Source organism: Synechococcus sp. CCY 9618 (genome assembly GCF_019038415.1).
Lineage (GTDB): Bacteria > Cyanobacteriota > Cyanobacteriia > PCC-6307 > Cyanobiaceae > Cyanobium.
Map to the genome: position 1 here is coordinate 70,505 of NZ_JAFKRG010000010.1, position 26,572 is coordinate 97,076.

Annotated in this window: 22 protein-coding genes; 12 read left to right on the forward strand and 10 right to left on the reverse strand. The window is 69.6% G+C overall.

Annotated features, from left to right (window positions below):
* From KUG41_RS03375 to KUG41_RS03400, 6 genes are read left to right on the forward strand one after another with little or no spacing between them, the layout of a single operon-like run.
* Entirely contained in the window at window positions 1-1,938 is a 1,938-nt protein-coding gene (locus KUG41_RS03375; RefSeq protein ID WP_216901071.1) for an AMP-binding protein, read from the forward strand.
* Window positions 1,939-1,985: 47 nt separating this feature from the next.
* Entirely contained in the window at window positions 1,986-2,429 is a 444-nt protein-coding gene (locus tag KUG41_RS03380; RefSeq protein WP_216901073.1) for a YlqD family protein, read from the forward strand.
* Window positions 2,430-2,474: 45 nt separating this feature from the next.
* Window positions 2,475-3,815: a dihydrolipoamide acetyltransferase family protein gene (locus tag KUG41_RS03385; protein WP_216901075.1), complete on the forward strand. Its 1,341-nt coding sequence runs from the start codon at window positions 2,475-2,477 to the stop codon at window positions 3,813-3,815.
* A gap of 20 nt (window positions 3,816-3,835) precedes the next feature.
* Window positions 3,836-5,689 carry an APC family permease gene (locus KUG41_RS03390; RefSeq protein WP_216901077.1) on the forward strand — a complete coding sequence of 618 codons (1,854 nt, stop codon included), beginning with the start codon at window positions 3,836-3,838 and terminating at the stop codon, window positions 5,687-5,689.
* The gene (gene queA, locus KUG41_RS03395; RefSeq protein WP_216901079.1) at window positions 5,689-6,813 is read left to right on the forward strand and encodes a tRNA preQ1(34) S-adenosylmethionine ribosyltransferase-isomerase QueA; all 1,125 of its coding nucleotides are present in this window, start codon (window positions 5,689-5,691) and stop codon (window positions 6,811-6,813) included. Before KUG41_RS03390 ends, queA begins: the two co-directional genes overlap by 1 nt.
* A 59-nt stretch (window positions 6,814-6,872) precedes the next feature.
* Window positions 6,873-7,826 (forward strand): phytanoyl-CoA dioxygenase family protein, encoded by a 954-nt coding sequence (locus KUG41_RS03400; protein WP_216901081.1) that lies wholly within the window; start codon window positions 6,873-6,875, stop codon window positions 7,824-7,826.
* A 104-nt stretch (window positions 7,827-7,930) separates the two neighbouring features.
* Here KUG41_RS03400 and KUG41_RS03405 read toward each other — a convergent pair whose 3' ends face one another.
* The 3 genes from KUG41_RS03405 to KUG41_RS03415 form a co-directional block, all read right to left on the reverse strand.
* Window positions 7,931-8,530 carry a superoxide dismutase gene (locus KUG41_RS03405; RefSeq protein ID WP_216901083.1) on the reverse strand — a complete coding sequence of 200 codons (600 nt, stop codon included), beginning with the start codon at window positions 8,528-8,530 and terminating at the stop codon, window positions 7,931-7,933.
* A gap of 65 nt (window positions 8,531-8,595) precedes the next feature.
* On the reverse strand, window positions 8,596-9,243 hold the full coding sequence (locus KUG41_RS15540) for an FKBP-type peptidyl-prolyl cis-trans isomerase (RefSeq protein ID WP_254216791.1): 648 nt from the start codon (window positions 9,241-9,243) through the stop codon (window positions 8,596-8,598).
* A 40-nt stretch (window positions 9,244-9,283) separates the two neighbouring features.
* A complete protein-coding gene (locus tag KUG41_RS03415; protein ID WP_216901085.1) occupies window positions 9,284-9,625 on the reverse strand; it encodes a phasin family protein in 342 nt (113 codons plus the stop codon).
* Window positions 9,626-9,693: 68 nt separating this feature from the next.
* Here KUG41_RS03415 and KUG41_RS03420 point away from each other — a divergent pair, with 68 nt between their 5' ends.
* Entirely contained in the window at window positions 9,694-11,229 is a 1,536-nt protein-coding gene (locus KUG41_RS03420) for an apolipoprotein N-acyltransferase (protein WP_216901086.1), read from the forward strand.
* Between the two features lie 15 nt (window positions 11,230-11,244).
* Here KUG41_RS03420 and KUG41_RS03425 read toward each other — a convergent pair whose 3' ends face one another.
* From KUG41_RS03425 to KUG41_RS03440, 4 genes are read right to left on the reverse strand one after another with little or no spacing between them, the layout of a single operon-like run.
* Complete coding sequence (locus KUG41_RS03425; protein ID WP_216901089.1) at window positions 11,245-12,300, reverse strand: mechanosensitive ion channel family protein; 1,056 nt, start codon at window positions 12,298-12,300, stop codon at window positions 11,245-11,247.
* Window positions 12,301-12,356: 56 nt separating this feature from the next.
* A complete protein-coding gene (locus KUG41_RS03430) occupies window positions 12,357-14,003 on the reverse strand; it encodes a mechanosensitive ion channel family protein (protein ID WP_216901099.1) in 1,647 nt (548 codons plus the stop codon).
* Between the two features lie 54 nt (window positions 14,004-14,057).
* Window positions 14,058-15,314: an organoarsenical effux MFS transporter ArsJ gene (gene arsJ, locus KUG41_RS03435; protein ID WP_216901101.1), complete on the reverse strand. Its 1,257-nt coding sequence runs from the start codon at window positions 15,312-15,314 to the stop codon at window positions 14,058-14,060.
* Window positions 15,311-16,336, reverse strand: coding sequence for an ArsJ-associated glyceraldehyde-3-phosphate dehydrogenase (locus KUG41_RS03440; protein ID WP_216901103.1), 1,026 nt, complete (start codon window positions 16,334-16,336; stop codon window positions 15,311-15,313). The genes arsJ and KUG41_RS03440 overlap by 4 nt, the downstream gene beginning before the upstream one ends.
* A gap of 74 nt (window positions 16,337-16,410) precedes the next feature.
* On the opposite strand from KUG41_RS03440, the gene KUG41_RS03445 reads away from it, so the two are divergent.
* On the forward strand, window positions 16,411-16,746 hold the full coding sequence (locus KUG41_RS03445) for a helix-turn-helix transcriptional regulator (protein ID WP_216901105.1): 336 nt from the start codon (window positions 16,411-16,413) through the stop codon (window positions 16,744-16,746).
* Between the two features lie 6 nt (window positions 16,747-16,752).
* Here KUG41_RS03445 and KUG41_RS03450 read toward each other — a convergent pair whose 3' ends face one another.
* The gene (locus tag KUG41_RS03450) at window positions 16,753-17,451 is read right to left on the reverse strand and encodes a hypothetical protein (RefSeq protein ID WP_216901107.1); all 699 of its coding nucleotides are present in this window, start codon (window positions 17,449-17,451) and stop codon (window positions 16,753-16,755) included.
* A gap of 202 nt (window positions 17,452-17,653) precedes the next feature.
* Window positions 17,654-18,655, reverse strand: coding sequence for a hypothetical protein (locus KUG41_RS03455; protein WP_216901109.1), 1,002 nt, complete (start codon window positions 18,653-18,655; stop codon window positions 17,654-17,656).
* A gap of 344 nt (window positions 18,656-18,999) precedes the next feature.
* Here KUG41_RS03455 and KUG41_RS03460 point away from each other — a divergent pair, with 344 nt between their 5' ends.
* The 4 genes from KUG41_RS03460 (at window position 19,000) to KUG41_RS03475 (ending at window position 23,546) form a co-directional block, all read left to right on the forward strand.
* Window positions 19,000-19,989 carry a formylglycine-generating enzyme family protein gene (locus KUG41_RS03460; protein WP_371734011.1) on the forward strand — a complete coding sequence of 330 codons (990 nt, stop codon included), beginning with the start codon at window positions 19,000-19,002 and terminating at the stop codon, window positions 19,987-19,989.
* Window positions 19,982-22,582: an arylsulfatase gene (locus KUG41_RS03465; protein WP_216901111.1), complete on the forward strand. Its 2,601-nt coding sequence runs from the start codon at window positions 19,982-19,984 to the stop codon at window positions 22,580-22,582. The genes KUG41_RS03460 and KUG41_RS03465 overlap by 8 nt, the downstream gene beginning before the upstream one ends.
* A gap of 348 nt (window positions 22,583-22,930) precedes the next feature.
* A complete protein-coding gene (locus KUG41_RS03470; RefSeq protein ID WP_216901113.1) occupies window positions 22,931-23,167 on the forward strand; it encodes a hypothetical protein in 237 nt (78 codons plus the stop codon).
* A gap of 208 nt (window positions 23,168-23,375) precedes the next feature.
* Window positions 23,376-23,546: a hypothetical protein gene (locus KUG41_RS03475; protein WP_216901115.1), complete on the forward strand. Its 171-nt coding sequence runs from the start codon at window positions 23,376-23,378 to the stop codon at window positions 23,544-23,546.
* A 67-nt stretch (window positions 23,547-23,613) separates the two neighbouring features.
* Here KUG41_RS03475 and KUG41_RS03480 read toward each other — a convergent pair whose 3' ends face one another.
* Window positions 23,614-25,149: an APC family permease gene (locus tag KUG41_RS03480; RefSeq protein WP_216901137.1), complete on the reverse strand. Its 1,536-nt coding sequence runs from the start codon at window positions 25,147-25,149 to the stop codon at window positions 23,614-23,616.
* Window positions 25,150-26,572 lie beyond the last annotated feature (1,423 nt).

Sequence of the window (26,572 nt, forward strand, 5' to 3'; positions counted from 1 at the left end):
ATGAACGCCAGAGCCGAGATCCAATGGAGCGGCAGCCCCCAGGACCGCCGCGCCCTGGCCGCTCGCCACGACTGGAGCCGGCTCGAGGGCCTCGAAGGCCTCTGGCCCGAGCTTGAACGTCTCTACGGCGATGCGGTCGCCCTGGAGGCCCCCCATGGCCGCCATCCGGAAACATTGCGCTTCGCCGAGCTGCGCCAGGCCATCGACCGGGCCGCCGCGGCCTTTGCCGATCTGGGGGCGGTGGACGGGGACGTGGTCGCCCTGTTCGCCGAGAATGGCCCCCGCTGGCTGGTGGCCGACCAGGGCCTGATGCGGGCCGGCGCCGCCGATGCGGTGCGGGGCAGCGGAGCGCCGGTCGAGGAGCTGCGCTACATCCTCGAGGATGCCGGCGCCATCGGCCTGGTGCTGGAATCGGCCGCCCTGCTGGAGCGCCTGGAGCTGGCCGGGCCGGCCCTGGAGCGGCTGCGCTTTGTGGTGCTGCTGGAGGGCGAGGCTCCCGCCGTGCCGCCCCCGGTGCCCTGTCTCACCTGGTCGGAGCTGCTGGAACGGGGAGCGGACAAACCGCCGCCGCCGCTTCCTGCCGGGGGTCCCCAGCGACTGGCCAGCCTGCTCTACACCTCCGGCACCACGGGCCAGCCCAAGGGGGTGCCCCTCAGCCACGCCAACCTGCTGCACCAGTTGCGCAACCTGGGGGTGGCGGTGGCCCCGAGCCCCGGCGACCAGGTGCTCAGCGTGCTGCCGATCTGGCACGCCTACGAACGCACGGCCGAGTACTTCCTGCTGAGCTGCGGCTGCCGCCAGACCTACACCACCCTCAGGCAGCTGCGCTCCGACCTGCAGAAGGTGCGGCCCCAGTACCTGATCAGCGTGCCGCGGCTGTGGGAAGCCCTGCTCTCCGGTTTCGAGGACGCCCTGGCCGCCATGCCCCCCTCCCGCCAGCGGCTGCTGCGCACGGCCCTTGCCCTCAGCCGGGGGTACCACCGCCGCCGCCGGGTGGCGCTGGATCTGACCCTGGCCCCCGAGGCGGTGCCCGGTCGCGTCCTGGCCGCTGCCGGCGCCCTGCTGGTCTGGCCCCTGCACGCTCTGGCGGGAGCCGTGCTCTGGCCGAAGGTGCGAGGCCAGCTGGTGGGCGGACGTCTGCGTACGGCCATCAGCGGCGGTGGTGCCCTGGCGATCCATGTCGATGGCTTCTTCGAGGCCGTCGGCATCGAGCTGCTGGTGGGCTACGGCCTCACCGAGACCAGTCCGGTGCTCTCCTGCCGGCGGCCCTGGAGCAACCGCCGCGGCAGCGCCGGCCAGCCCCTGCCGGACACGGCCCTCAAGGTGGTGGACCCGGCCAGCGGCGCCACCCTGGCCTGCGGTGAGCGCGGACTGGTGCTGGCCCGCGGCCCCCAGGTGATGGCCGGCTACCACCACAAGCCCGAGGCCACTGCCAGGGTGCTCGATGGGGAGGGCTGGTTCGACACCGGCGACCTGGGCCTGCTGCTGCCCGACGGCACCCTGGTGCTCACCGGCCGGGCCAAGGACACCATCGTGCTCAGCAGCGGCGAGAACATCGAGCCGGGCCCCCTGGAGGAGGCCCTGGTGGCCTCCCCCCTGGTGGAGCAGGTGATGCTGGTGGGTCAGGACCGCAAGCAGCTCGGTGCCCTGCTGGTGCCGAAACCGGAGGTCCTGCAGGCCTTTGCGGCGGCGGCGGAGCTGCCCCTGCCCGGGGACGGTGCCGCCGATCCGGCCCTGCTGCGGGCTCTCTGCCGGGAGTGCAACCGGCTGCTGGCCGCCCGACCAGGCTCCCGGCCGGACGAGCGGCTGGGCGGTGTGGCCCTGGTGGAACCTTTCAGCATCGACAACGGCCTGCTCACCCAGACCCTCAAGCAGCGGCGGGACCGCATCGCCGATCGGGACAGGGCCGCCATCGCCGCGATCTATGCGGGTGGTTGACCGGATCGCCCGCCGCCTGACAGCCTGACCCCTGCACCTCACCTCCCATGGCCGACTGCAACACCCTCAGCATCAAGCGTTCGATCACGGTGCGGGCGGTGGTGACCCCCCGCTGGAAGGAGGATGCCGAGCGGGAGCTCAGCAATGCCCTTACCAACTTCGACCAGCAGCTGGCCCAGCTGGAGCAGGAGGGCCAGCGCCTGATCGACGAGATCCGCCGCCAGAGCGCCAATCCGCTGGATCCCCGGGTGCAGGAGCAGGTGGGTTCGGTGCAGCAGCAGGTGGCGGCCAAGCGGGCCGAGTTCGAGGAGCAGAAGCGGCAGGTGCTCGAGCAGCAGCGCCAGGTGCGAGAGCTGGAGATGGAGCAGGTGGTGGAGCAGGGGCAGATCGAGAGCTTCTGCGACGTGCAGGTGGGCGACAACCTGGTGCAGAAGCTGCAGGTGTCGGTGCTGGTGCGCGATGGGGTGATCGAGGCGATCGAGGGGGGCTGATCCTTTCGCTGCCTAAAATCCCCCCATCACAGAGTCAGATCTCCGTTGGCCACCCACGAAATCTTCATGCCGGCCCTCAGCTCCACCATGACGGAGGGCAAGATCGTGGAGTGGCTCAAGAAGCCCGGCGAGCGGGTGGAGCGGGGTGAGTCGGTGCTGGTGGTGGAGTCCGACAAGGCCGACATGGATGTGGAGGCCTTCCAGGAGGGTTTTCTGGCCGCGGTGCTGATGGAGGCCGGCAGCACGGCCCCGGTGGGCGAAACGATCGGTCTGATCGTCGAGAGCGAAGCCGAGATCGCCGCGGCGAAGGCCGCGGCTCCCGCTCCGGCTGCTGCGGCTGCCGCCCCCGCTCCTGCTGCCCCGACGCTCACCGTCACCCCAGCCGCACCGCCACCGGCCCCTGCGGCCACCCCTACCCCTGCCCCCGTGGCGGCCGCTCCGGCCCCGGTGGCGGCACCCGCCGTCACGGACGGCCGCGTGGTGGCCACCCCCCGGGCCCGCAAGCTGGCCAGCCAGCTCGGCGTGGCCCTGGCTTCGGTGCGGGGCACTGGTCCCAACGGCCGCATCCAGGCCGAGGACGTGGAGCAGGCCGCCGGCCAGCCGGTGAGCGTGCCGCGGGTGGCCGAGGGCACAGCTGCCGCGATGGCGCCCGCCGCCGGCAACGGCTCTGCTCCGGCCCCTGCCGCCCCCGCCGGCCAGACCTTCGGGCGACCCGGTGAGACGGTGGCCTTCAACACCCTGCAGCAGGCCGTCGTTCGCAACATGAACGTCAGCCTGGCTGTCCCCTGCTTCCACGTCGGCTACACGATCACCACCGACCGGCTCGACGCGTTCTACAAACAGGTGAAACCCAAGGGCGTCACCATGACCGCCCTTCTGGCCAAGGCCGTGGGCGTCACCCTGGCGCGCCATCCCCAGGTGAACGCCGCCGCCTCCGATACCGGCATGACCTATCCGGCGGCGGTGAATGTGGCGGTGGCGGTGGCCATGGACGACGGTGGCCTGATCACCCCCGTGCTGGCGGCCGCCGACAGCACCGACCTCTATTCCCTCTCCCGGAACTGGGCCGATCTGGTGGCCCGCTCCCGCTCCAAGCAGCTCAAGCCCGAGGAATACTCCACCGGCACCTTCACCCTCTCCAACCTGGGCATGTTCGGCGTCGACCGCTTCGACGCGATCCTGCCGCCGGGCACCGGCGCCATCCTGGCGGTGGCCGCCTCCCGGCCGGTGGTCGTGGCTCTCAAGGACGGCTCCATCGCTGTCCGGCGCCAGATGCAGGTGAATCTCACCGCCGATCACCGGGTGATCTACGGCACCCATGGGGCCGCCTTCCTCAAGGATCTGGCCGACCTGATCGAGAACCGCCCCGACAGCCTGGCGCTCTAGGTCCCTGCGCTCCCCCCGCCGTGGCCGTCGCGCTGCTCAGCCGGCTCTTCGGCCCCCCCCTGCCACGCTCCGCCGCCCGCAGCGAACGGCTGCCGAGCTTCCAGGCCCTGGCGATCCTCTCCTCCGATGCCCTCTCCTCGGTGGCCTACGCCACCGAGGCGGCTATGGGGGTGCTGGTGCTGGCCGGCAGCGGCGCCCTGGGCCTGTCCCTGCCGATCACCGGCGCGATCGTCGTGCTGATCGCCATCGTGGTGTTCTCCTACCGCCAGACGATCGAGGCCTACCCGCAGGGGGGCGGCTCCTACGTGGTGGCGCGGGAGAACCTGGGCACGGCTCCGTCGCTGGTGGCGGCGGCGGCCCTGCTGGTCGACTACACCCTCACCGCCGCCGTGAGCCTGATGGCCGGCACCCGTGCCCTGGCCTCGCTGTGGCCGGATCTGCTGCGCCACGAGGTGTCCTTCTCCCTGGTGCTGCTGCTGCTGGTGGGCTGGGCCAACCTGCGGGGAGTGCGGGAGGCGGGCCGCCTGTTCGCCCTGCCCACCTACGCGTTCGTGGGGATGGTGGCCCTGCTGGCCCTGGCCGGTTTCGGCAACCTGCTCCTGGCCCACGGGTTCCGCCCCGACCCGCCGCCGTCGGTGGCGGCCCTGGAGCCTCTCGGGCTGTTCCTGATCCTGCGGGCCTTCAGCTCGGGCTGCTCAGCCATGACCGGCATCGAGGCGATCGCCAACGGGGTGAAGGTGTTCCGGGAGCCGGCTGCGGCCCGGGCCCGCTCCACCCTGCTGGTGATGGGCCTGATGCTGTCGGCGATGTTCCTGGTTGTCAGTGGCCTGGGCTACGTGTATGGGATTGCTCCGCGGCCGGGCACCACGGTGATGGCCCTGATCGGGGCCCGGGTGTTCGGGGCGGGCAGTCCCTTGCTCTGGGGGCTGCAGATCGCCACCCTGCTGATCCTGGTGCTGGCCGCGAACACGGCCTTCGCCGATTTTCCGCGGCTCGCGGCGATGCTCTCGGAGGACCGCTTCCTGCCCCGCCAGATGGGCTGGATCGGCGACCGGCTGGTGTTCCAGAACGGCATCGCCGTGCTGGTGGTGGGCACCGCCCTGTTCATCCTGCTCTGCCGCGGCGACACGACCATGGCCGTGAACCTCTATGCCCTGGGGGTGTTCCTGGCCTTCAGCCTCTCCCAGGCGGGGATGGTGGTCCACTGGTGGCGCCGGCGCGGTGGCGGCTGGCTGGGCCGGCTGCTGATGAACGCCACCGGGGCCTTCACCACCCTGCTGGTGCTGGTGGTGATCGTGATCAGCAAGTTCGATGAGGGGGCCTGGGCGGTGGTGATCGCCATCCCGGTGATCGTGGCCGGCCTGGCGCGCATCCGGCGGCGGTACCGCCAGGTGGACGCGGCGATCGCCCCCGGCGAGGCCGACCGCGGGCCGATCCGGATCCCGGAGCGCAGCGAACCGATCGGCAACGACAGCATCGTCTGGGTCCCCTCGCTCAGCCGCCCCTCCCTGGAGGCCCTGCGCTACGCCGCCCGGGTGTCGGACCGGGTCACGGCGGTGTGGGTGCGCGCTGAGCGGGAGGATCCGGAACGGATCCGGGCCCAGTGGCGCCAGTGGGTGGGGGAGGATCCCCGGCTGGGCCTGGCCATTCTGGACAGTCCCTACGCCTCCCTGATCCAGCCCTTCGTGGGCTTCGTGGCCGAGCGGGAAGCCCTGCATCCCGACCGTTCCCACACCATCGTCATGCCTGTGGCCATCCCCCGTTACCCCCTCGACGGCCTGCTGCTCAACCAGCGGGGCCTGAACCTGCGCCAGGCCCTGCTGGCCGAGCGCAACCGGGTCTTCACCCTCGTGCGTTTCTTCCTGCCGGCCTGATGTCCGTCCCTCCCGATCCCGCCGACGGGCTCCTCTCCAGCTACTCCTTCGCCCTGCCCGAGGACCTGATCGCCCAGCAGCCGGCCGAACCCCGTCATGCCGCCCGACTTCTGGTGCTGGAAGGTGCCGGAACGGACACCGATGCGGCGGCGGCCCGGCACCGCACGGTGTGGGACCTGCAGGAGGAACTGGTGAGCGGTGATCTGCTGGTGGTGAACGACACCCGGGTGCTGCGGGCCCGGCTGGCGGCACGGCGGGCCAGCGGCGGCGCCGTCGAGCTGCTGCTGCTGGAAGCCCGCGGCGAGGGCCTCTGGCTCTGCCTGGCACGTCCGGCGAAGCGGCTGCACCAGGGAGAGGAGCTCCGCCTGGAAGCGGCGGGCCAGCCGCCCCTGCCGGTGCGGATCGAGGCCACCGACCCGGCCAGTGGAGGCCGGCTGGTGCGCTTTCCGGCGGACTGCACCGACGCGGCGGCGATCGAGCCCCTGCTGGCGCGCTACGGGTCCATGCCCCTGCCGCCCTACATCGCGGCGCCGGAGGGGGTGGATGACAGCCGCTATCAGACCCGCTACGCCGCCCGGCCCGGCGCGGTGGCGGCGCCGACCGCGGGGCTGCATCTCAGCGACGAGCTGCTGGAGGCCCTGCGGGCCCGGGGTGTCCTCCTGGCCACAGTGACCCTGCACGTGGGGCTGGGCACCTTCCGGCCGGTGGAGAGTGAGGACCTCAGCGCCCTGGAGCTGCACAGTGAGTGGGTGGAGGTGCGCCCCGAGCTGGTGGCGGCGGTGGCGGCCTGCCGGGCCCGGGGCGGGCGGGTGATCGCCGTGGGCACCACCTGCGTGCGCAGCCTGGAGGGGGTGGCGGCCCTCAACGGTGGTCGGCTGGTGCCCCACACGGGCCCGGTCAATCTGGTGATTCAGCCCGGTTTCCGCTTCGCCGTGGTGCAGGGGCTGCTGACCAATTTCCATCTGCCGCGCAGCTCCCTGCTGCTGCTGGTCAGCGCGCTCGTGGGCCGTCCCCGGCTGCTGGCCCTCTACGACGAGGCGATCGCCCATCGGTACCGCTTCTTCTCCTACGGCGATGCCATGTGGGTTCCGCCCGAGGCGGTGCTGGAGGCGGCCCGGGTCTGAGCGGCGTCTGCCGGAGTCCTGACCTACCGTCAAGGTCGGCGTTGATGCTTCATTTGGCCATGGCCCCTGCGACGAGCCAGGCAACCAGTTCTGCCGGCACGGTTGCCAGCAACCTTTCCAGCAATCTTTCAACCCCGCTGGCCCGCAACGGCTACGCGCTCATCAAGGGCGCCATTCCGGCGGAGCGCATCGATGCCCTGCTGGACTCCCTCGGGCGGATCAAGCGATCGCGCCGATTCCGGTTCCGCGCCCAGGGCACCAATTCCTTCGAGGCTCCCAACCTCGATGGCCATGGAAACCTGAGAAATTCGATTCACAATCCCCATCTGCTGGGGGCCCTGCCCGGATTTCAGCAGAAGGTGGAGGCGATCATCTTCTCCGAGCCGCTCTACCGCTGCCTGCACGACCAGGCCGGAGAGGGGGTGTACGTGAACTGGCAGACGATGCTGTTCGATCGCAGCGTCGGCACCCGGAACCATCAGGACAGCTGGTATCTCGACACCGACCCCCCCGGCGGTGTGATCGGGGCCTGGATCGCCCTGGAGGACATCACGATGGACTGCGGTCCCTTCAAGATCTACGAACGCACCAACCGGGGCCGGATCGATCCTGGGGCCTACGACTTCGGCGATCTGGAGAACGACCGGGCCTTCCAGTGCGATCACCCCGAGGGGCGCTGTGTGCGCCTGCTGCCGGCCAAGGGGGACGTGATCCTCTGGGATTCCCTGCTGGTGCACGGGGCCGACATGCCGGCCTCCGACGTCAAGACCCGCAAGTCCCTCACGGCCCATTTCTATCGCCACGGCAGGGCGGTGCAGGATCAACCGATCAAGCGGTCGTTCTCCATCTACGACCATCGCCAGCCGGCGACGTCGCGGCACAAGAAGATCCTCAAGGCCGCCACCATTCACCCCCTGCTCTACAGCGGCCTCTGCATCGGCCTTTCGGCGATCAGATCTCCGGAACTGGTGGGCAGCGGCAATGCACTCACGGAAATCCGCACCGTGAACTGAACGGGATCCGCCGCCTCGCTCCCCGTTGCCCCTCCCATGCCATGAAAAAGCCGTCTGCGACTCCCCCGGGGAGCCCAGACGGCATCAGGCACGATGGCGAAGAATCAGGCGGCGGCCAGGTTGGCGGCCACGAAATCCCAGTTGACCAGTTTGTCGAGGTAGGTGGTCATGTAGTCGGGACGGCGGTTCTGGTAGTCGAGGTAGTAGGCGTGCTCCCAGACGTCCATGGTGAGCAGGGCCTTCATGCCGTGGGCCAGGGGCAGGTCGGCGTTGGGGGTCTTGGTGATCTTGAGGCTGCCGCCGTCGAGGACCAGCCAGGCCCAGCCGCTGCCGAACTGGGTGCCACCGGCGGCCTTGAATTGCTCCTTGAAGGCGTCGAAGCTGCCGAAGTCGGCGTTGATCCTGTCGGCCAGGGCGCCCGTGGGGGCACCGCCGCCGCCGGGCTTCATGCACTGCCAGTAGAAGCTGTGGTTCCAGACCTGGGCAGCGTTGTTGAAGACGCCGGCCTTGCCGGCGTCGCCGGCCACCGCCAGGATCACCTCCTCCAGGGTCTTGTCCTCAAGGTCACCGCCCTCGATCGCCTTGTTGAGGTTGGTGACGTAGGCGGCGTGGTGCTTGCCGTGGTGAAACTCCAGGGTCTGCCGGGAGATATGGGGCTCGAGCGCGTCGAGGCCGTAGGGCAGTTCGGGCAGCTGATGAGCCATGGCTGAAAATTTCGTCTACCCCATTGTAACGAAGGTCACAGGCAGGCCGGCTGATGCCCTGCTCTTCAGCCCTTCACCTCCAGCAGCTCGACCTCGAACACCAGGGTGGCGTTGGGGGGGATCACACCACCGGCACCCCGTTCCCCGTAGGCCAGGTCGGGGGGAATCACCAGCTTGCGCTTGCCGCCCACCTTCATCCCAGCCACACCTTCGTCCCAGCCACGGATCACCCGGCCGGCTCCCAGGGGGAAGCTGAAGGGGCCACGGCCGTAGCTGCTGTCGAATTCCTTGCCGTTGGTGAGCGTGCCGCGGTAGTTGACCACCACTGTCTGGCCGGAGCTGGCCTCGGCCCCTTCGCCCACGGTCAGGTCGGTGATCCGCAGACCGCTGGGGGTGGTGCGTTCGGTGGGGGAGACCAGTTCGCCGCCCAGGGCCGCGGCGCCGGTGGAGGCCAGGTTTTCGGAGGCGTCAGGGGCCATGGTGAACAGGGTGGGGTTGGGGACGTCGGGGTCGAGTTCGAGGGGCGCCGCCACGGCGGGGCGGGCCGCCGGTGGCGCAGCAGCAGGGCTGGAGGAGACCACCGCCTGCTGGAGGCCCGCCTCGGCCGCCGAGGGCGGGGCCGCCTCCACCACCGAGGGGGAGACGAGCTGGCTGACCAGCGCAAGCATCAGGCAGGCCACGCAGACCATCGAACTGATCAGGATGTCGCGCATGCGGAAAAGTCCTCCGGGCCGGTCGATTCTGCCAGGCACGTCAGTCGGCGCCGTCGCCGCCGTTCTGGCGTTGCCGCAGGGTCTGCTCCAGGCGATCGATCCGGCCTCGCAGTTCGTCCAGCTCCCGCTGCCGGGCCAGGCCCAGGTCCTGCAGCAACTGGTCGCGGTTGCGTTCCAGCTGGCGTTCCGCCTGCTGTTCCACCTCCGGGGTCTCGCCGCGCAGGGCCCGCAGCACGTCCTCGACCAGGGCGGAGGCGTGGTTGGGGTCGAGGCGGCCGCTGCTCACCCATTCCTGACTCACGTACTTGAGGCGGTCGGCCACCAGTGAGGTGGTGCCGAGGCCGCGCAGCAGCAGCATCTGCAGCAGATTGCCCTGGTCCATGAAAGAGGTTTCCTTGGGGAAACGGCGTGGTACTCCCATGACCTTGGCGCCTCAGGCGCCCGCCGACCATGGGCAATGACCGTCGGCCCCGCTGGATCGTCGCCACTGGGGCCGGCCTGCTGGCGGGCCTCAGCCTGCCGCCGCTCGGCTGGCCCTGGCTGCTCTGGCCCGCCCTGGCGGTGCTCTGGGGGCTGGTGGCCGTTGGCGGGGGAGCCGCCGCTGCCGTGCCCAGGCCATCGCCCTGGGCACCGCTCCGGGCCGGCTTCGGCTGGGGGCTGGCGGCGGTGCTGGTCAGTCACCGCTGGCTGCTCTGGCTCCACCCCCTCGACTGGATCGGGGTGCCCGGCCCCCTGAGTCTGCCGATCTGCCTGGCCCTCTGGCTCGCCTGCGGCCTGGCGGCGGGCGTCCTGGTCGGGGGCTGGGGGGTGCTGGTGGCGCGGCTCGACGGGCGCCGCTTCAGCACGGCCCTGCTGGCGGCGGCCCTTTGGGGTCTGGCGGAGGTGTGGCTGTCCAGCGGGCCGCTGTTCTGGCTAGGCCTGGGCGCCTCCGCCCTGCCGGCGGACCGGGCCCTGGCCGGTCTGGCCTCGCTGGGGGGGGCCGGCCTGCTGGCGGCACTTCAGCTGCTGATCGGCTGGGGGCTCTGGCGCACCATCACGGCTGCGACCGCGGCAGCCCGGCTGCGCTGGTCGGGCCTGGGCCTGGTCGCTGTGCTGGCGGCCCATCTGCTTGGGCTGGCACTGGTCGCTCTGCCCGTCCCTGCGGCCGGATCCGATGGGGACAGTGCGGGCGGGCCGCCCCAGCGATGGCTGGTGGTCCAGCCCGCCATTCCCACCCGCCAGAAGTTCCAGCCTGCCCAGCAGCAGCGGCTGCTGCGCCAGCTGGCCGCCGCCCAGCGGCAGGCCCTGCTCCCCGATGAGCGGCCCGGTGGGGGGCCGATCACGGGGCTGCTGCTGCCGGAGGGCGCTCTGAGCCTCGGCCAGCCCCTGCCGGAGTCGGCGCCGCTGGAGGTGCTCAGCGGCGGGTTCCGTCGCCAGGGGCTGGAGCAGCGCAGCAGCGTGCTGCGTTTCGCCCCCGGGGAGCGAACGGCCGGCACCTGGATCGACAAGCACCGTGTTGTGCCGCTGGGGGAATGGGTGCCGCTGGCGGGCCTGTGGCGCTGGAGCGGCCTCTCGGCGGTTGGCGGCATCGAGCCGGGAGCGGCCTCGCGGCTGCTGGAGCGACCCGGCGGTGCGGTGGGGGTGGCCATCTGTTACGAGCTCTCCGACGGCTCCGCCCTGGCGGCCGCCAGTCGGGACGGGGCCCGCTGGTTGCTGGCCACCGCCAACCTGGATCCCTATCCGGCGATGCTGCAGGGGCAGTTCAGGGCCCTGGCCCAGCTGCGGGCGATCGAGACCGGCCGCTGGCTGATCAGCTCCGCCAACACCGGCCCCAGCCTGGTCGTGGACCCCGGCGGCCGGGTGGCCGCCCAGCTGCCGGCGGGGCGGCCGGTCACCGGGATCCTGAGCCTGCGGCAGCGTTCGGACCTGACGCCCTACGACCGCTGGGGGGACTGGCCCCTGCTGGGGATCGCCGCCCTGGCCGGGCTCTGGCGCTGGCGCCCCTGAAAGCGCCGGGCTCGCTCAGGCCTCCGCCGGCTGGCCCTGCTCGAGATAGAGGGTCTGGGTGGGATAGGCGAAGCCGATCTCCTGATCCTCGAAGCTGCGCAGGATGCCGAGGTTGATCTGTTGCTGCAGATCGAGAAACAGCACGATGTCGCCGTCGGGGACAAAGAACACGAACTCGAAATCCAGGGCGCTGTCGGCGAAACCAGTGAAGTGACAGCGGTCGAATTCCGCTGGCGGATGGGCCTGCACCACCTGCGCCACCAGCTCGGGGATGGCGGCCACCTTCTCCACCGGGGTTTCGTAGAGCACCCCGATGGTGTGGGCCACCCGCCGCCGGGGCAGGTCGCTGAAGTTGTGGATCGTCTGGTTGAGCAGTTCCTCGTTGCTGATCACGATCCGCTCGCCACTCAGGCTGCGGATGATCGAGGAGCGCAGACCCACCTGCTCCACCGGGCCGAGCACATCGCCGAAGCGGATGAAATCGCCGATCTGGAAGGGTTCGTCCAGCAGGATCGTCAGGTAATTGATGAAGTTGGTGAACGGCCCCCGCAGGGCCAGACCGATGCCGATGCCGGCGCCGGCCAGGGAGGCGTAGACGGCACCCAGCTCCACCCCCTGGTTCTGCAGGAACACCAGGGCGCCGACGATCCAGAGGATCGTGCCGATCATCGGGGCCAGTCCGTCCAGGGTGCTCAGCTGCTCCTCCCGCCCCAGCCGCTGCATCGAGCGGTTGACCAGCAGCAGCAGGGCGCGGTTGACCAGCCGCACCACCAGCACGATCGCCACCAGCTCCACGGCTGCGCTCACGAACCGGTCGGGGCCCTGGTCGAACTGCAGCCCGTCGATGTCCCGCACCAGGGTCTGCCAGCCCCACAGGACCATGGCGAGATAGCCCAGCGGAGCGAGGGTGCCCAGCACCAGGCGGATCAGGGTGTCATCGGTGCTGGTGGCGGTGCGGGCGGAGAGGCGCCGCAGCAGGCGCCGCACGACGCGTGTGGCCATCCAGATGACGGCGGAACCCCCCAGCACACGGATCGCGGCCGAGAGGAACGTGACGCCCAGGGTCGTCATGGGTTCGCATGCGGCTCGGGCCACCCTTGCATATCCGGCCGGTGCGCTGACGCGCCTCAGTCGTCCGTGTCCGTGCTCTCTTCCGGCTTGTTCGGGGCCAGGTGGGCCATCAGGGCGTCGGTGATGTCGGGGGGGAGGGCCACCTGGATCCGGTCGTTGCGCAGGTGCAGATCCCGCTGGGGGAATGGGATGGTCAGATCGTGGCGGCGCAGCATCGCTTCGATGCGGTAATTGAGCTCGCTGCGGATCTCGTACTGGCGCCGGGGCTGGTTGATCCAGACCAGCAGACGGAAATCCAAAGAGCTCTCACCGAAGCCCGTGAAGAACACCCGGGGCGGCGGGGCCGGGATGATGTCGGAGTATCCCTGGCAGGCCTCCAGCAGGGCCTGGCGAACCAGCTGGCAATCGGAGCCGTAGGCCACCCCCACCGGGATCTGCAGCCGGGCGACCGAGCTGCCATGGCTCCAGTTGACGACCCGGGATTCGAGGAATTCCGCGTTGGGAACGATGATCGAGATGCGATCGAGAGTCACCACTTCGGTGCTGCGCAGATTGACCCGCGTCACGGTGCCCTGCAGGTCGCCCACCTCGACAAAGTCATTCACCTGGATGGGCCGCTCGAACATGATGATCAGGCCGCTGATCAGGTTCTTGGCGATCCCCTGCAGGCCCAGACCGACGCCCACCCCCAGCACGCTGGCGAACAGGGCCAGGGAGGTGAGATCGAGGCCCCAGAGCTGCAGCAGCACCAGGGTGCCGAGGAACAGCAGGCCGTACTGAACGATGAAGGCGATCGCCTCCTGGGAGCCCGGTTCGATGCCGGTGCGCTGCAGCACCCGGGTGCGGAGCATGGCCTTGAGGAACGCCACGCCCCGCACCAGCACCAGGAACAGCGCCACCAGGATGACGGCGTCGAGCACCGAATAGCTGCGTCCCCCCAGGGGCAGGAAGGGGGAGCCCAGGCTTTCGGTGATCGCATCGAACAGGCGGCTCACCAGCAGCCGGGTGGTGGGGAAGAAGCCGGCGATCACCCAGATCGCCGCCACCCAGCCCCCCAGTTGCAGCACCACCAACAGTCCGTGCAGCAGCCAGTCCATGCCCCGCAGCGGTTTGACGCTGCCCGGGTCGCTGGGCAGCGGCTGGGTGAGGGCGGAAGGCAGGAACCGGCGCCACAGCAGCAACAGCAGCCGCTGCAGCAGGAAGGCGGCCACCAGGATCGCCAGGGACACCGGAACCATGCGGGCCACATAGGCGGCCTTGCGTTCGGAGCGGCCCCGTTCGATGGCCTTGGCAATGCTGCGCCGCCAGAGTTCGGCCTGACCCTGCACTGCCAGGGTCTCCGGGGTGTCGCGCCGGGTGACGGTGAGGATCACCTCGCCATCGAGGGTGATCACCGGCAGGTTGTTGAGTTCCTCGACCCCGATCCGGCCCGGTTTCCCGGAGGCCACGACCTCCTGCAGCAGCCGGTTGGCCCGCTCCACCCGCTGCTCGGCCGTGTAGTCCTTCGAGGGGGTGACCTCGAACAGGCGGTTGCCGTCCAGTTCCAGGAAGGCGGGAGCTGCCGGAGTCGTCTGGGCGCGGGCCGCGGGAAAGGGTGGTGCCGCCACCAGCAGCAGCACCAGCGCCACAAGGGCACCCCAGCCCCAGGGCCGGAGGCGTCGGCGTGGCCTTGGACGCGGGGGCACGGCGGGCGGGAGGGCCATGGGGACGGGGCACTGCGACCAGCTTGCCGCCGATCCCGGCGCCCGGAGTGTGTCTCAGGCGGCTGCCAGGGGCTGGCGGGCCGGGCTGGGCAGCCGCAGGGAGGCCAGCCAGGAAAGGGCCACCAGCAGTGCGGAGCACCACAGGCAGGCCTGCAGACCGCTGCTGGGGGTGCCCCCCAGCAGGAAAACGGCTCCGGAGAGCAGGGTGCCCACCAGCCGGCCGGCGGCGTTGGCCATGTAATAGAAGCCCACGTCCAGGCTCACCGATTCGGTGCCGGCATAGGCCAGCACCATGTAGCTGTGGATCGAGGAGTTCATGGCGAACACCAGCCCGAAGGCCACCAGGCCGCCACAGACCGCCAGGGCCGGATGGGCCCCGCGCCAGAGGGCCACGGCGATCAGGGCCGGGATGGCGCACAGGGCGGCGCTCCAGAACTGCACCGCCGCCACCCCCGGCGGCGCGCCGCGGCCCCAGGAGCGGCGCAGGGCCGGGGCGGCGGCCTGGACGATCCCGTAGCCGATCACCCACAGCCCCAGGAAGCCGCCCGCCTCCCAGAAGCGCCAGCCCAGGGCCGCCTCCAGGAACACCGGCAGGGCCACCACGAACCAGACGTCGCGGGCGGCGAACAGGAAACAGCGGGCCAGGGAAAGCACGTTGATGCCGCTCGAGGGGGAGAGGAGGGTGCGCAAGGCGGGTTTCGCCTTCATGCGGCCGATGTCCCCGGGCAGCTGCAGGGTGAACAGGAAGGCGAGGCTGAGGCCACCGGCCATGGCCGCCACGGCGGTGTTGAAGCCCAGGCCGCTGAGCAGCACCCCGCCGAGGAAGAAGCCCACGCCCTTGAGGGCGTTCTTGGAGCCGGTGAGCAGGGCCACCCAGCGGAACAGCTGGCCCTCCCCCCGCGCGGCGTCGTCGGGGGTGGTGGGCACCACCGTCTTGATGGCGCTCTTGGCACTCATCTTGTTGAGATCCTTGGCGATGCCGCTGATCGCCTGGGCCCCCATCACGTAGAGCACCGAGAGGGCCCGGGGCCAGCTGGCCGCCACGGGCACCAGCAGCAGCAGGGCGAGGATCTGCAGCAGGGTGCCCACCCAGAGGGTGAGACGCAGGCCGTAGCGGGCGCCGATCCAGCCGCCGCCGAGGTTGGTGAGGACCCCGAAGAACTCGTAGAAGACGAACAGCAGGGCGATCTCCAGGGTGGAGTAGCCCAGCTGGTGGAAGTGGAACACCACCAGCATCCGCAGGGCCCCGTCGGTGAGGGTGAAGGCCCAGTAGTTGGCGGTGACGATCACGTACTGGCGCAGGGGCGTCATGGCTGCTCCCGCTCCGCCACGTGACAGGCCACATCCGCCATGCGGCAGCTGTAGCCCCACTCGTTGTCGTACCAGGCGTAGACCTTGAGCTGGGTGCCGTTCACCACCTGGGTGGAGAGGCCATCGACGATGGCGCTGCGGCTGTCGTTGACGTAGTCGACCGACACCAGGGGGCGCTCCTCGAACCCGAGGATCCCCTGCAGGGGGCCGGCGGCGGCGGCGGCGAAGGCCCGGTTCACCTCCTGGGCGGTCACGATCCGCTCCAGCTCGAACACCGCATCGGTGAGGGAGGCGTTGAGCAGGGGCACCCGCACGGCGTGGCCGTTGAGGCGGCCCTCCAGTTCCGGGAAGATCAGGCCGATGGCCCGGGCCGAGCCGGTGGTGGTGGGGATCAGGGAGGTGAGGCCGCTGCGGGCCCGGCGCAGATCCCTGTGGAAGCCATCGACCGGCACCTGGGTGTTGGTGATGTCGTGCAGGGTGGTGATCGCGCCGTGGCGGATCCCGAAGGTCTCGTGCACCACCTGCACCACCGGCGCCAGGCAGTTGGTGGTGCAGGAGGCGGCGGTCACCAGCCGGTGACGGGAGGGGTCGTAGAGGTGGTGATTGATGCCGTAGACGATGTTGAGGGCCTCGGCGCCGGCAATGGTGCCCTTCACCGGGCAGGCCACCACCACCCGCTTCAGGCCGGCCTGGTCGAAGTAGGGCGCCAGGGTTTCGGGCGTCCTGATGGCGCCGGTGCACTCCAGCACCATCTCCACCTCGGCCGCGGCCCAGGGCACGGCGGCTGGATCGCTGAGGCGACTCCAGCCGACAGCCTGCGGCCCCACCCGGAAGCCGGTCTCTGCCGCCGTCACCGGCTGGGTCCAGGGACCGTGCACCGAATCGAAGCTGAGCAGATGGGCGGCGGCTTCGGCATCGCCGCCGTGGTCGTTGACATGGACCACCTCAATGCCGGGGCGGCCCCAGAGGACGCGGAAGAGCAGGCGGCCGATGCGCCCGAAGCCGTTGATGCCGACCCTCATGGCAGCACAGACATCGAAGGACGCGGGGGCGAAAATGGGGGAGGACCGAAAATTACATCAACCAAACTTGATTGATGGTGCTCCCCGTCACGTCCCCTGCCGCCCCGCCCCTGGCCGCCGAGGGGGCCCGCCTGCTGCTCAAGGCCCTGGCCGATCCGATCCGCCTGGAGATCATCGAGGCCCTCGGCCGGGGGGAGCGCTGCGTCTGTGATCTCACCACCGACCTGAACCTGGCCCAGTCGCGGCTGTCCTTCCACCTCAAGGTGCTGCGGCAGGCGGGCCTGCTGGCCGACCGCCAGGAGGGCCGCTGGATCTATTACCGGCTGCGCAGCGAGGCCATCGAGGAGCTGCGCGCCTGGCTGGCCGCCCTCAGCCGCGCCTGCGCGGAGCCGGCGCCGCCCTGCCCCTGAGCCGGATCAGCTGAGGGCGGGCTGGGAGAACGGGCCAAAGGGGCGGGGCACCAGCACTTTGCGCAGGGCGAGGCGGCTGGCGCCGTCTTCCGATGAGGGCTCTGCGGATGCTCCCGCCTCTGCGGTTCCGTCCTCGGCCCCGTCCTCGGCGCTAGTGGGCGCCAGCAGATCCAGCACCGCCTGGCGCACCCCGGCCAGCCGCCTTTCCAGTCGCTGGCGCTGCCGCCGTTCCGCCTCCCGTTCCTGCAGCAGTGCCTGCCGCTGCCGTTCGGCGGCCTCCTGCAGCGCGCACTCCCGCTGGGCCGCGGCCGCGGCGGCCTCCTGCAGACGCTGCGCCAGTTGCGCTTCCCGCTGGCGCTCCCGTTCCCGTTCCGCCTCCTCCAGCGCCGTCTGCTCCTGCTCGGCGATGGCGATCTGCTGGCGCACGGCCTCGTGGAAGCGCTCCACCTCCGCCTCCGCCAGGCGGCGACCCTCCAGGGCCCCGGCCAGCTCGGCCTCGAGCCGTTGCCTCGCCTGCCGGGAGTCCTCCTCCCGGGCGGCCCATTCGTGGGCCCGGGTGGCGGCGGCGGCCTCCAGGTGGCGGCGGAAGCGACGCTCCTGCTCCAGCTCCTCGCGCAGGCTGTCGACCTCGTCAGACGTGATTGCGATCAGGCTCTGGGCCTGGGCGTTCAGGGCCTCGATCGCCTGGGAGAAGGAGGGGGACATCGGGGTGCGCGCGGAACGGGTGATGGCTCTGCTCTAGCTGTGCGCGGTGAGGCCTGTCGGTAGCGATGGGCTCCTGGCGGGGTTGACTCCGCCGCCTGGCCGGGGTTGACCACCTGGACCGGATGCCGTACCCGCAGGCAGAGCTCCGGCGAAGGCAGACCAGGTCGCTCCCATGGGCCCTGAACGGCTGCAGGGGTCGGCCTCAGAAGAAGAACTTCACACCCACTTCGATGCCGTTTTCGTTGATGAGGTAGGCGTTCCGTGGTGTGGCGCCGTTGCTTCCGCCCAGGTGCAGCAGTCGCCAGGAGAGATTGAGCTGGGTGCTGTTGCCGATGGCGTAGCCAACTCCGGCCTGGGTATTCCAGGAAATGTTGTCGGGCTGGCCGATGCCGAAGCCACCGATGTCGGCGCGGCCGAAGATCCGCAGCCGCGGCGACAGGAACACCATGGCCTGGGTTCCCAGCAGCGGTTGGGCGACCGTCGAGTTGAAATTGCCGTAGCGGACGAAGCTGCGGGGGGGACCCTCCAGGCTGATGCTGTTGCGCGGGCCGGAGAAGGTGAGGCCGGACCCCGATCCCTGGGCTTCGATGCCGACCTGGGACTGGACGTTGACGATGCGCACCCCGGCGTAGGGGATCACCGTGAAGCTGCCGGGGCGGGCCACGGCCGTCTCCCGGTCGCCGAAGCGATAGCGCAGGGCCAGGTCGTAGATGCCCTGGATGGTGCTGAGGCTGGCGTTCCGGGTGCGTGGCCCGATGTCGAGGCTGGCGCTGCGGCGATCGAGCGAACCGAGGCTGCGATCCACCTGGATGGCACCCCTGGTGCTGCCTTCAGAGCCCTTGATCGACAGGTAGCTGATGTCAGTGAGCAGGCCAAGGCGCCCGTACTCGACACTGCCGCGCACGGTGGCGATGCCGGTGAGGGGCCGCAGCACCTGATCCAGGTCGAGGTCGAAGTCGGAGTTCACCCCCCGGACGGTGGTGGTGCCGCGGGTGCGCAGGGGCCCGAAGCCGTAAAGCTCCACGGTGCCGGCCCAGGCGGGCTCTGGCCTGGTCTCTGCCTCGGTGTGTGAGGGGAGCGGCGTTGGGTCGTCGATTCCCCCATCGGCGGGCGCCTCAACGCCAGGGCCCTCGGCCAGGGCCGGAGTGGCCCCTGCGATCAACGGCAGCAGTCCGCAGGTGAGGAAGAGGAGGCCGAATCGCATGGAGCAGAACGTGGAGGGGGGGGGAGGATCGGGGCCGGACAGCGGATCGCCCCAGCATGGTTCTCTGCCCGGAATCCTGGAGGATCCCACTCTCGACGGGGCGCCTGGAGCTTCCTTCCGGCCGTGTTCATGGATCAGGACAAGGCCATCGATCCTGTGCTCCAGCGCCAGGCTTGCCGGCCGGCGTCCTCGTGCCGACCTGATGATCCGGCTGTTGTTGGCTCTGTGTGAAAACTGTGGCCCGCCGCACACTCAGCTGGCGCCGTGTCGTTTCAACTGAGCGTCTGTCCACGTCCGCCCAGCTCGAACAACCTGTGCCCGTCCATCGCCCGGAGCTCGTGTTGTTGGCGGCCCTGCTCGTCCTTCTGACCCTGGGCCAGGGCTTGGCGATCATGGTGGTGCGGCCCATGCCCGCCCTGGCGGCGGAGATGTGCCCTGCTGGGATGGTTCCCATCCCCGGTGGCCGCTACCGGATCGGTGCGGCAGGTCGCCTGCCGGAGGAGGCGGAGGCGCCGGTGCGGCTGCGGCCCTTCTGCCTGGGCCAGACCGAGGTCACCAACCGGCAGTTCGCCGCCTTCGCGGCCGCCACGGGCTACCGGACCCAGGCGGAACGCCCCCTGCCGGCGGAGCCGTTCCCGGAGCTCTCCGCCGCCGAGCGCCGCCCGGGGTCGGTGGTGTTCCATCCGCCTGCCCCCGGAGAGCCCGTTCAGGAGCTCAGCTGGTGGCGGTGGGTGCCCGGCGCCGACTGGCGCCACCCCGAGGGGCCCGGCAGCACGATCGAGGAGCGGCTCGATCATCCGGTGGTGCAGGTGTCGCTGGAGGATGCCGAGGCCTATGCGGCATGGGCCGGCGCGGCCCTGCCCAGTGAGGCCCAGTGGGAGTTCGCCGCCCGGGGCGGGCTGAAGGATCGGGCCTTCAGCTGGGGCGACACCTGGAAGCCCGGCCAGGCCAACACCTGGCAGGGGGAGTTCCCCCTCAGCAACACCGGCGAGGATGGCTACCTCGGCACCGCCCCGGTGGGCCGCTTTCCCGCCAACGGCTATGGCCTGCACGACATGACCGGCAATGTCTGGGAGTGGACGGCGGACTGGTACCGCCCGGGCCATGAACGCCTCGCCGGGCAGGAGGACCCCCGGCTGGCGGATCCCTCCGCCAGCAGCGATCCCCGGGACCCGGGGGTCGCCAAACACGTGATCAAGGGAGGATCCTTCCTCTGCGCCCCCAACTTCTGCAGCCGCTACCGGCCCGCGGCCCGGGAAGCGGAAAGCCCCGACACCGGCACCTCCCACATCGGCTTCCGTCTCGTTTCCCCTTCCCTGACGACCCATGGCTGAACGACTGATCCAGGCCCTGACCGCCGCGACCGCTCGTCTGGCCCGCCTCTTCGGCGTCGCTGGCCCCTCGGGCCTGGGCCGGCGACTGCTCCTGGTGGCCCTGGCCCTGGCCCTGGTGGGCTGGCAGGCGGGCTGGGTGCCGGCCGCCGCCCAGCGGATCACCGGCACCCTGGGAGCCCCGAATGCCACCACCACGCTCCCCGGCAACCAGCTGCCGGCCCCGGCGCCGCCCTTCGGCGGCGTGATCAGGGACGGCGCCCTGCAGTCCAAGCCGTGGTGGGCACCGCGGATCGTGCCGCCGCAGCAGGCCCCCAACGTGCTGCTGATCATCACCGACGACGCCGGTTTCGGAGTGCCGAGCACCTTCGGCGGCGTGATCCCCACGCCGGCCATGGATCGCATCGCCCGGGAGGGACTTCGCTACAACCGCATGTTCTCCACGGCCCTGTGCTCCCCCACCCGTGCGGCCCTGATCACCGGCCGCAACCACCACTCGGCCGGGTTCGGGGTGATCTCGGAGCAGTCGACGGGCTTCCCCGGCTACAACAGCATCATCGAGGGCGACAAGGCCACGATCGGCCGGCTGCTCAAGGACAACGGCTATTCCACCGCCTGGTTCGGCAAGGATCACAACACCCCCGCCTTCCAGGCCAGCCAGAGCGGACCGTTTGATCTTTGGCCCACTGGCATGGGCTTCGAATACTTCTATGGCTTCGTGGGTGGGGATGCCAACCAGTGGCAGCCGAACCTGTTCCGCAACACCACCCAGATCTATCCCTTCGAGGGCAAGACGCCCGGCACCTGGAACCTGGTCACCGCCATGGCCGATGACGCCATCGACTACATGAACCGGATGCACCAGATCAATCCCAGCAAGCCACTGTTCATCAAGTACGCCCCCGGCGCCACCCACGCGCCCCACCATCCCACCCAGGAGTGGGTCGACCGGATCCATGCGATGCATCTGTTCGATGACGGCTACGAGAAGCTCAGGGAAAGGATCTTCGAGAATCAGAAGCGCCTGGGGGTGATCCCGGCGGATTCGAAACTCGAGCCCTGGCCCGCCGATGTGATCACTCCCTGGGACCAATTGATCCCGGAGGCCAGGAAACTGTTCATCCGCCAGGTGGAGGTGTTCGCCGCCTACGCCGCCTACAGCGATGCTGAAATCGGCCGCGTGATCCAGCAGTTCGATGATCTCGGCAGGCTCGATAACACCCTGGTGATCTACATCAATGGTGATAACGGCACGAGCGCCGAAGGTGGTCCGTTGGGCACCCCCAACGAGGTGGCTTTCTTCAATGGCCTCAACAAACTTCCCGTTGAGGTGCAGATGAAGTTCTACGACGTGTGGGGGACCGACCTCACCTACAACCACATGTCGGCCGGCTGGTCGTGGGCCTTCGACACCCCCTTCACCTGGTTCAAGCAGAACGCCTCGAAGCTGGGCGGTGTCAACCAGAACATGGTGGTGTCCTGGCCGGCGCGCATCAAGGACAAGGGCGGTCTGCGCGAACAGTTCGTGCATGTGATCGACGTGGTGCCGACGATCCTCGAGGCGGCTGGCCTGGAGGCGCCCGAGGTGGTGGACGGGATCCCCCAGAAACCGATCGAGGGCACCAGCTTCCTCTACACCTTTGATGCCAGGAACGCCAAGGTGCCCACCCGCCATAAGACCCAGTACTTCGAGATGATGGGCCAGTGGGCGCTTTACGACCAGGGCTGGTTGCTGAGCACCAAGGTGAACCGAGCCCCCTGGGACGCCTTCGGCCCGGCCAACCCGGATCCGCTGAACAACCAGGTGCTCGAGCTCTACAACCTGAACAATGATTTCAGCCAGAGCACCGACCTGGCGGCCGGCAATCCCCAGAAGGTGAAGGAGATGAAAGAGGTCTTCATCGCTGAAGCGAAGAAATACCAGGTGTTTCCGCTCGATGCTTCGGTGGCGGCGCGCATCGTGGCGCCTCGGCCGAATATCACCGCCGGGCGCACCGAATTCGTTTACACCCATCCGATGGTGGGGCTGCCCCAGGGCGATTCGCCTCTGCTGCTCAACACCTCCTACACCGTCACCGCCGACATCGAGGTGCCGGCCGGCGGCGCCGAGGGCATGCTGCTCACCTCCGGCGGCCGCTTCGGCGGCTACGGCTTCTACCTGAAGAACAACCGGCCGGTGTGGCTGTGGAACCTGGTCGATCTGGAGCGCCTGAAGTGGGAGGGCACCGAGCCGCTCTCCCCCGGCAAGCACCGGTTGGCGTTCGATTTCGTCTACGACGGCAAGGGGTCGGGCACCCTGGCCTTCAACAACTTCAGCGGTGTCGGCCGCCCCGGCACGGGCACCCTCAAGGTGGACGGCAAGGTGGTGGCCACCAAAACCATGGCCAAAACCCTGCCGATGATCCTGCAGTGGGACGAGAGCTTCGACATCGGCTCCGACACCCTCACCGGCGTCAACGACGCCGACTACAAGCCGCCGTACACGTTCACCGGCACGCTCGACAAGCTCACCCTCAAGCTGGATCGGCCCCGGTTGTCTCCGGAGGAGATCAGGAGCCTGGAGGCGGCCATGCGCACCAAGGCGGTCAGTGAGTGAGGCCAGCAGGGCAAGGCCAACCCCCCCCGCCGCTCCCCCGAACGGGCATTGGGGCGTCGAGCCGGGAGGGCGCTGCGGAATCGATCAAGGGGGGACGCCCAATCCAGGCCTCCCGATCGATCCTTAGGTGTTTACTCCCTACTTCCCGTCCAGGCATCATCAGCTGTGTCTCGGCGTTAGACTGACCCCAGCGCAAGGGAGCGGGTGGATCAGCGCTCAGATGCGGATCCACCCCGAGGGAAGGGGATTCATCGGTAGATCGACGTTCTGTACAGGAGGGTATGTCTCGTAGTGATGCGCTTCCATTCGATCCCTTGCAGTCACTGATTCCCAGACGTTGAGGTTGCCATGACCAGCACAATCATCGAGATGATTCTTGGCTACGGGTTCGTGATGGTCCTGTTCGTCGGTCTGCCGGCGATGCTTTTCCTGGTGGTTTTCCTGCCCGGACTGATGCGCACCACCGGCGAGACGATCGGATCCTCCGAAGCCTCGCTCCCGGCTCGCCCCGTGCTGTCCAGGACGGTTCCCACACGCTGTGCTCCGGCAAGGCCGATGGCGTTGACCATGGCGAACACGGCCTGAGCGGGGAATCTCAGCCATGGCAGGCGTTCCCAGGGGGTGCTGGGAGGCAGAGTCGGTTCCCGCAACTGATCTTCCCCTTCGTCGAGACGATCGGAAGCCTGCGTGATCAGTTTCGGCCCGTCGGGTCGTGAGAGAGCTGTGCTGTCGTCATCGATGTTCGTGAGCCAGGCCTCCCTGTGGGCAATGCGATCAAGCACTCGTGGGGCGGTTGCGGGTGGATCTGGGGGAGCTGGAACGCCAGGTGCCGCTGCAGGGCTTCCGCTGGCTGCCGGTCGGCAACGCGCACCTGCTGGTGTGCCAGAGCCTGGTGGAGCCGATGCTGCAGTTGAGCGCCGACAGCCAGCTGCGGCACTACGGATCCACGGTGATTGTGATCTGAGGGTGGCTTCGGGGCAGCCCCACCGCCTGCCTCCACCCGGCCGAGCGCCATCACGCGACCTGGGCCTTCAGTCGGCGCCGATCCCTGCCCAGGGAGACACCGCCGCCAGCCGGGAGTGCACCGCCAAGGGGAACACCAGCAGCGCCCAGACCCCCAGCACGATCAGCTCGGCGGCCAGCGGGAGCGGCCAGGCGGTGATGGCCACCAGGCCACCGAGATAGAGGAACCACCACAGCCCCTGGCGCAGGTTCAGCGGGGCCTGGGGCGGCGCGCCGCTCTGCCCTTCGCGATGGGGCGTACTCCTGGGAGAGAGCAGCACGAAGGCGATGGCCGGCACCAGCACGATCAGCACGGCCCCACGAAGGGAGGTGGTGCCGCACCAGCTGATCGCCCAGGTGGCCAGCACAAAGGCCAGGGGGCACCACAGCCCTGCCCAGGGCAGGCGGTAGGGTCGGGGTCGGCCGGGAAGCTGCCGCCGCAGGGCGGCCAGGCTCACCGGGCCCATGGCCAGGGCGATGACCAGGGTCGCGGTGAGCAGACTCACCACGCTCTGCCAGCCGGGCCCGATCAGCAGCATGCCGATGCCCAGGGCCAGGCTGATCAGCAGGGCCACCGACGGCACCGCCTGGCGATTGATCCGGCCGAGCACGTTGGGCAGCAGCCCGCAGCGGCCCATCATCCAGCCGACCCGCGAGGCGGCCCCCATGTAGGCCATGGCGGTGGCGGTCGGTGAGATCACCGCATCGAGGAGCAGCAACCGGCCGACCCAGCCCAGGCCCAGCCCCAGGGCCAGGGCCACCAGCGGCCCGCCATGGGCGCTCAGGCGCAGGGCGGCCCAGCCGGCGCCGAGCTGGTCGGGGGGCACGGCCACGAGGAAGGCCAGCTGCAGCATCAGGTAGATCAGCAGCGAGATCCCCAGGCCCAGGGCCATGGCGATGGGCACGGTGCGCTGCGGCTGGCGGGCCTCTCCGGCCAGGTCCATGGCGGTGCGAAAGCCCAGCAGCGAAAACAGAATGCCGCCGCTGCTGATGGCCCGCACCATGCCTTCAAGGGTGGTGCCTGCCGGCTGGGCCAGGGGCACCAGGTTGCCCCAGTGGCCGGACATCAGCATCAGGGTGATCGAGACGACCAGGGGCACCACCAGCTTCCAGCTGGTGAGGCCGTCGATCCAGCGGGCCAGCCAGCCCACGCCGGCCAGGTTGATCCAGGCCAGCAGCACCAGCAGCAGGCTGGCCAGCGCCAGGCCGGCTCCGCTGAGCACCTGGCCGGCGCCGGCGTCAGCGGTGAGCCAGGGGGCGCTGCTGGCCAGGTACTGCATCACCGCCATCACTTCGATGCTGGGCAGGGCCAGATAGGAGACCCAGGCGCACCAACCGCCGATGAAGCCGGCGGTGCGGCCGTGGCTGAGCAGGGGAATCTGGGCCAGGGCGCCGGAACTGCTCACCAGGGAGCCCAGCTCGGCAAACACCAGGGCCAGGGCAAAGGCCAGCAGCCCGCCCAGCAACCAGGCGCCGAGGGCGGCCGGTCCGGCGAAGCGCGCCGCATAGAACGGTGCGAACAACCAGCCCGAACCGATGGTGCTGGTGACCACGGCCAGCGTCATCGACCGGAGGCCGAGCTGGCGGGAGAGGCCGGTGTCGCTCAACGAGGCTGGGGAGCAACGGGGCTGGGGGCATCCTGCAGGCGAATGGGCTGCCACGCCAGGCTGCACCGAAGTGATCCTGACCAAGGGCCCCTGTCCTCTGGGGCGCTTTCCCACGGGGCCGCCCCGCTCCGTGGGCACGCTCCGCACTCAGCGCGGAGCAAAAACAAAGAAGCCCCCCAGCGTTGCCGGGATGTTCTTGAAATGGAGCCAAGCGGATTCGAACCGCTGACCCCCTGCATGCCATGTAGGGAAATCGAGCTTCCCGAAGTCGTGGTCAATGCTAAGAAAACGCATGCTATGGCAATGGATCTTGGCTATTTCTTTGCCGATTTGGCACGGTGTGTCACAACACGCTTTACACTGTTTTGCACACGTTTTTGCACACACCTCGGTGCCCGCCACCAGCCGTCAACCGGCCTGGGTCCAAACCCTTCGCGATGCCCTCAGGCATGAGCACGGTCGCGGCTGGAGCGTGGCCCCATCCCACGGGCAGGTGCGGCTCACCCGCCGCGACTCAACCGGGAGCCGTTCCACCGTCACCCTTCCAATCAACTGGCGGCGTGATTGCATGTCCGCTGTGATCGGCACCGTTTCGGCCCTGCGGGAGCGCATGGAGGAACGGGGAATCAGCCTGGCCGCTGCGGCTCAATTGCTGGCCGCCGCACCCGCTACAGGTCCAGTGGATTGGGCCTCCCTGGCTGCCAGTCACCAGGCGACTCGCAGCGATCTGCGCCCAACCACCCTCAGGGATCTGAAGACGCGACTGGAGAGGCTGCTGGTCACTTTCGCCAGCCGCCCGACACCCCGCAATGGCCCCGAACTGTTGCAGGCTTTCGCACGTCAACACTTCGACCGCTGCCCGCCGGGGGGCCAGGGGCGCAAGCGGCAGCTACTCGACGCCGCCCGCTTCCTACGCTGGGCGGTGGAGCGACGGGGAGCGCCAATCTGTTGGTTGCCTCCATCTCCTGCCCACATAGCCGAACTGGTGGGTGTAAGCGCCTCCCACTCCGAGCCCACAATTCCGATCAGTCCAGAGGCCCTTGCCGCCTTGCTCGATCACCTGGAGGCCATCCGCCCGGAGCTATGGCTGGCGGTCGCGCTGGTGGGTTGCTTCGGACTCAGGCCTGCAGAGCTAGGGGTGCTCCACCCAAGGGGTGGGCGGCTCTATGTGGGGGCCGTGAAACGTAATACAAAGACCGCTGCTGCTCCCAAGCCAGACCGTCTGGCCCAGCCGCTGGAGTTGGTTGACCCAAGCGGGGCGAGCCGCGACGACGGTGCCCGCGCCCTAAGAGGCTGCTGAAATAGCCGCCGCTCCAAGACCCTCCAGAGCAGAGTGGGTTCTGCTGTGAGCCTTGTGGCTTTCCCGCCGGGAGTCTTGCTC

What these genes read in the sequence shown, in the direction of transcription:
- KUG41_RS03415 (WP_216901085.1), bottom strand. Translation starts at nt 9,625, where the DNA reads ATGGACCAGGGCAATCTGCTGCAGATGCTGCTGCTGCGCGGCCTCGGC.
- KUG41_RS03380 (WP_216901073.1), top strand. Translation starts at nt 1,986, where the DNA reads ATGGCCGACTGCAACACCCTCAGCATCAAGCGTTCGATCACGGTGCGG.
- KUG41_RS03470 (WP_216901113.1), top strand. Translation starts at nt 22,931, where the DNA reads ATGACCAGCACAATCATCGAGATGATTCTTGGCTACGGGTTCGTGATG.
- queA (WP_216901079.1), top strand. Translation starts at nt 5,689, where the DNA reads ATGTCCGTCCCTCCCGATCCCGCCGACGGGCTCCTCTCCAGCTACTCC.
- KUG41_RS03480 (WP_216901137.1), bottom strand. Translation starts at nt 25,149, where the DNA reads ATGACGCTGGCCGTGGTCACCAGCACCATCGGTTCGGGCTGGTTGTTC.
- KUG41_RS03430 (WP_216901099.1), bottom strand. Translation starts at nt 14,003, where the DNA reads ATGGCCCTCCCGCCCGCCGTGCCCCCGCGTCCAAGGCCACGCCGACGC.
- KUG41_RS03465 (WP_216901111.1), top strand. Translation starts at nt 19,982, where the DNA reads ATGGCTGAACGACTGATCCAGGCCCTGACCGCCGCGACCGCTCGTCTG.
- KUG41_RS03375 (WP_216901071.1), top strand. Translation starts at nt 1, where the DNA reads ATGAACGCCAGAGCCGAGATCCAATGGAGCGGCAGCCCCCAGGACCGC.
- KUG41_RS03405 (WP_216901083.1), bottom strand. Translation starts at nt 8,530, where the DNA reads ATGGCTCATCAGCTGCCCGAACTGCCCTACGGCCTCGACGCGCTCGAG.
- arsJ (WP_216901101.1), bottom strand. Translation starts at nt 15,314, where the DNA reads ATGACGCCCCTGCGCCAGTACGTGATCGTCACCGCCAACTACTGGGCC.
- KUG41_RS03445 (WP_216901105.1), top strand. Translation starts at nt 16,411, where the DNA reads ATGGTGCTCCCCGTCACGTCCCCTGCCGCCCCGCCCCTGGCCGCCGAG.
- KUG41_RS03420 (WP_216901086.1), top strand. Translation starts at nt 9,694, where the DNA reads ATGGGCAATGACCGTCGGCCCCGCTGGATCGTCGCCACTGGGGCCGGC.
- KUG41_RS03450 (WP_216901107.1), bottom strand. Translation starts at nt 17,451, where the DNA reads ATGTCCCCCTCCTTCTCCCAGGCGATCGAGGCCCTGAACGCCCAGGCC.
- KUG41_RS03455 (WP_216901109.1), bottom strand. Translation starts at nt 18,655, where the DNA reads ATGCGATTCGGCCTCCTCTTCCTCACCTGCGGACTGCTGCCGTTGATC.
- KUG41_RS15540 (WP_254216791.1), bottom strand. Translation starts at nt 9,243, where the DNA reads ATGCGCGACATCCTGATCAGTTCGATGGTCTGCGTGGCCTGCCTGATG.
- KUG41_RS03400 (WP_216901081.1), top strand. Translation starts at nt 6,873, where the DNA reads ATGGCCCCTGCGACGAGCCAGGCAACCAGTTCTGCCGGCACGGTTGCC.
- KUG41_RS03425 (WP_216901089.1), bottom strand. Translation starts at nt 12,300, where the DNA reads ATGACGACCCTGGGCGTCACGTTCCTCTCGGCCGCGATCCGTGTGCTG.
- KUG41_RS03440 (WP_216901103.1), bottom strand. Translation starts at nt 16,336, where the DNA reads ATGAGGGTCGGCATCAACGGCTTCGGGCGCATCGGCCGCCTGCTCTTC.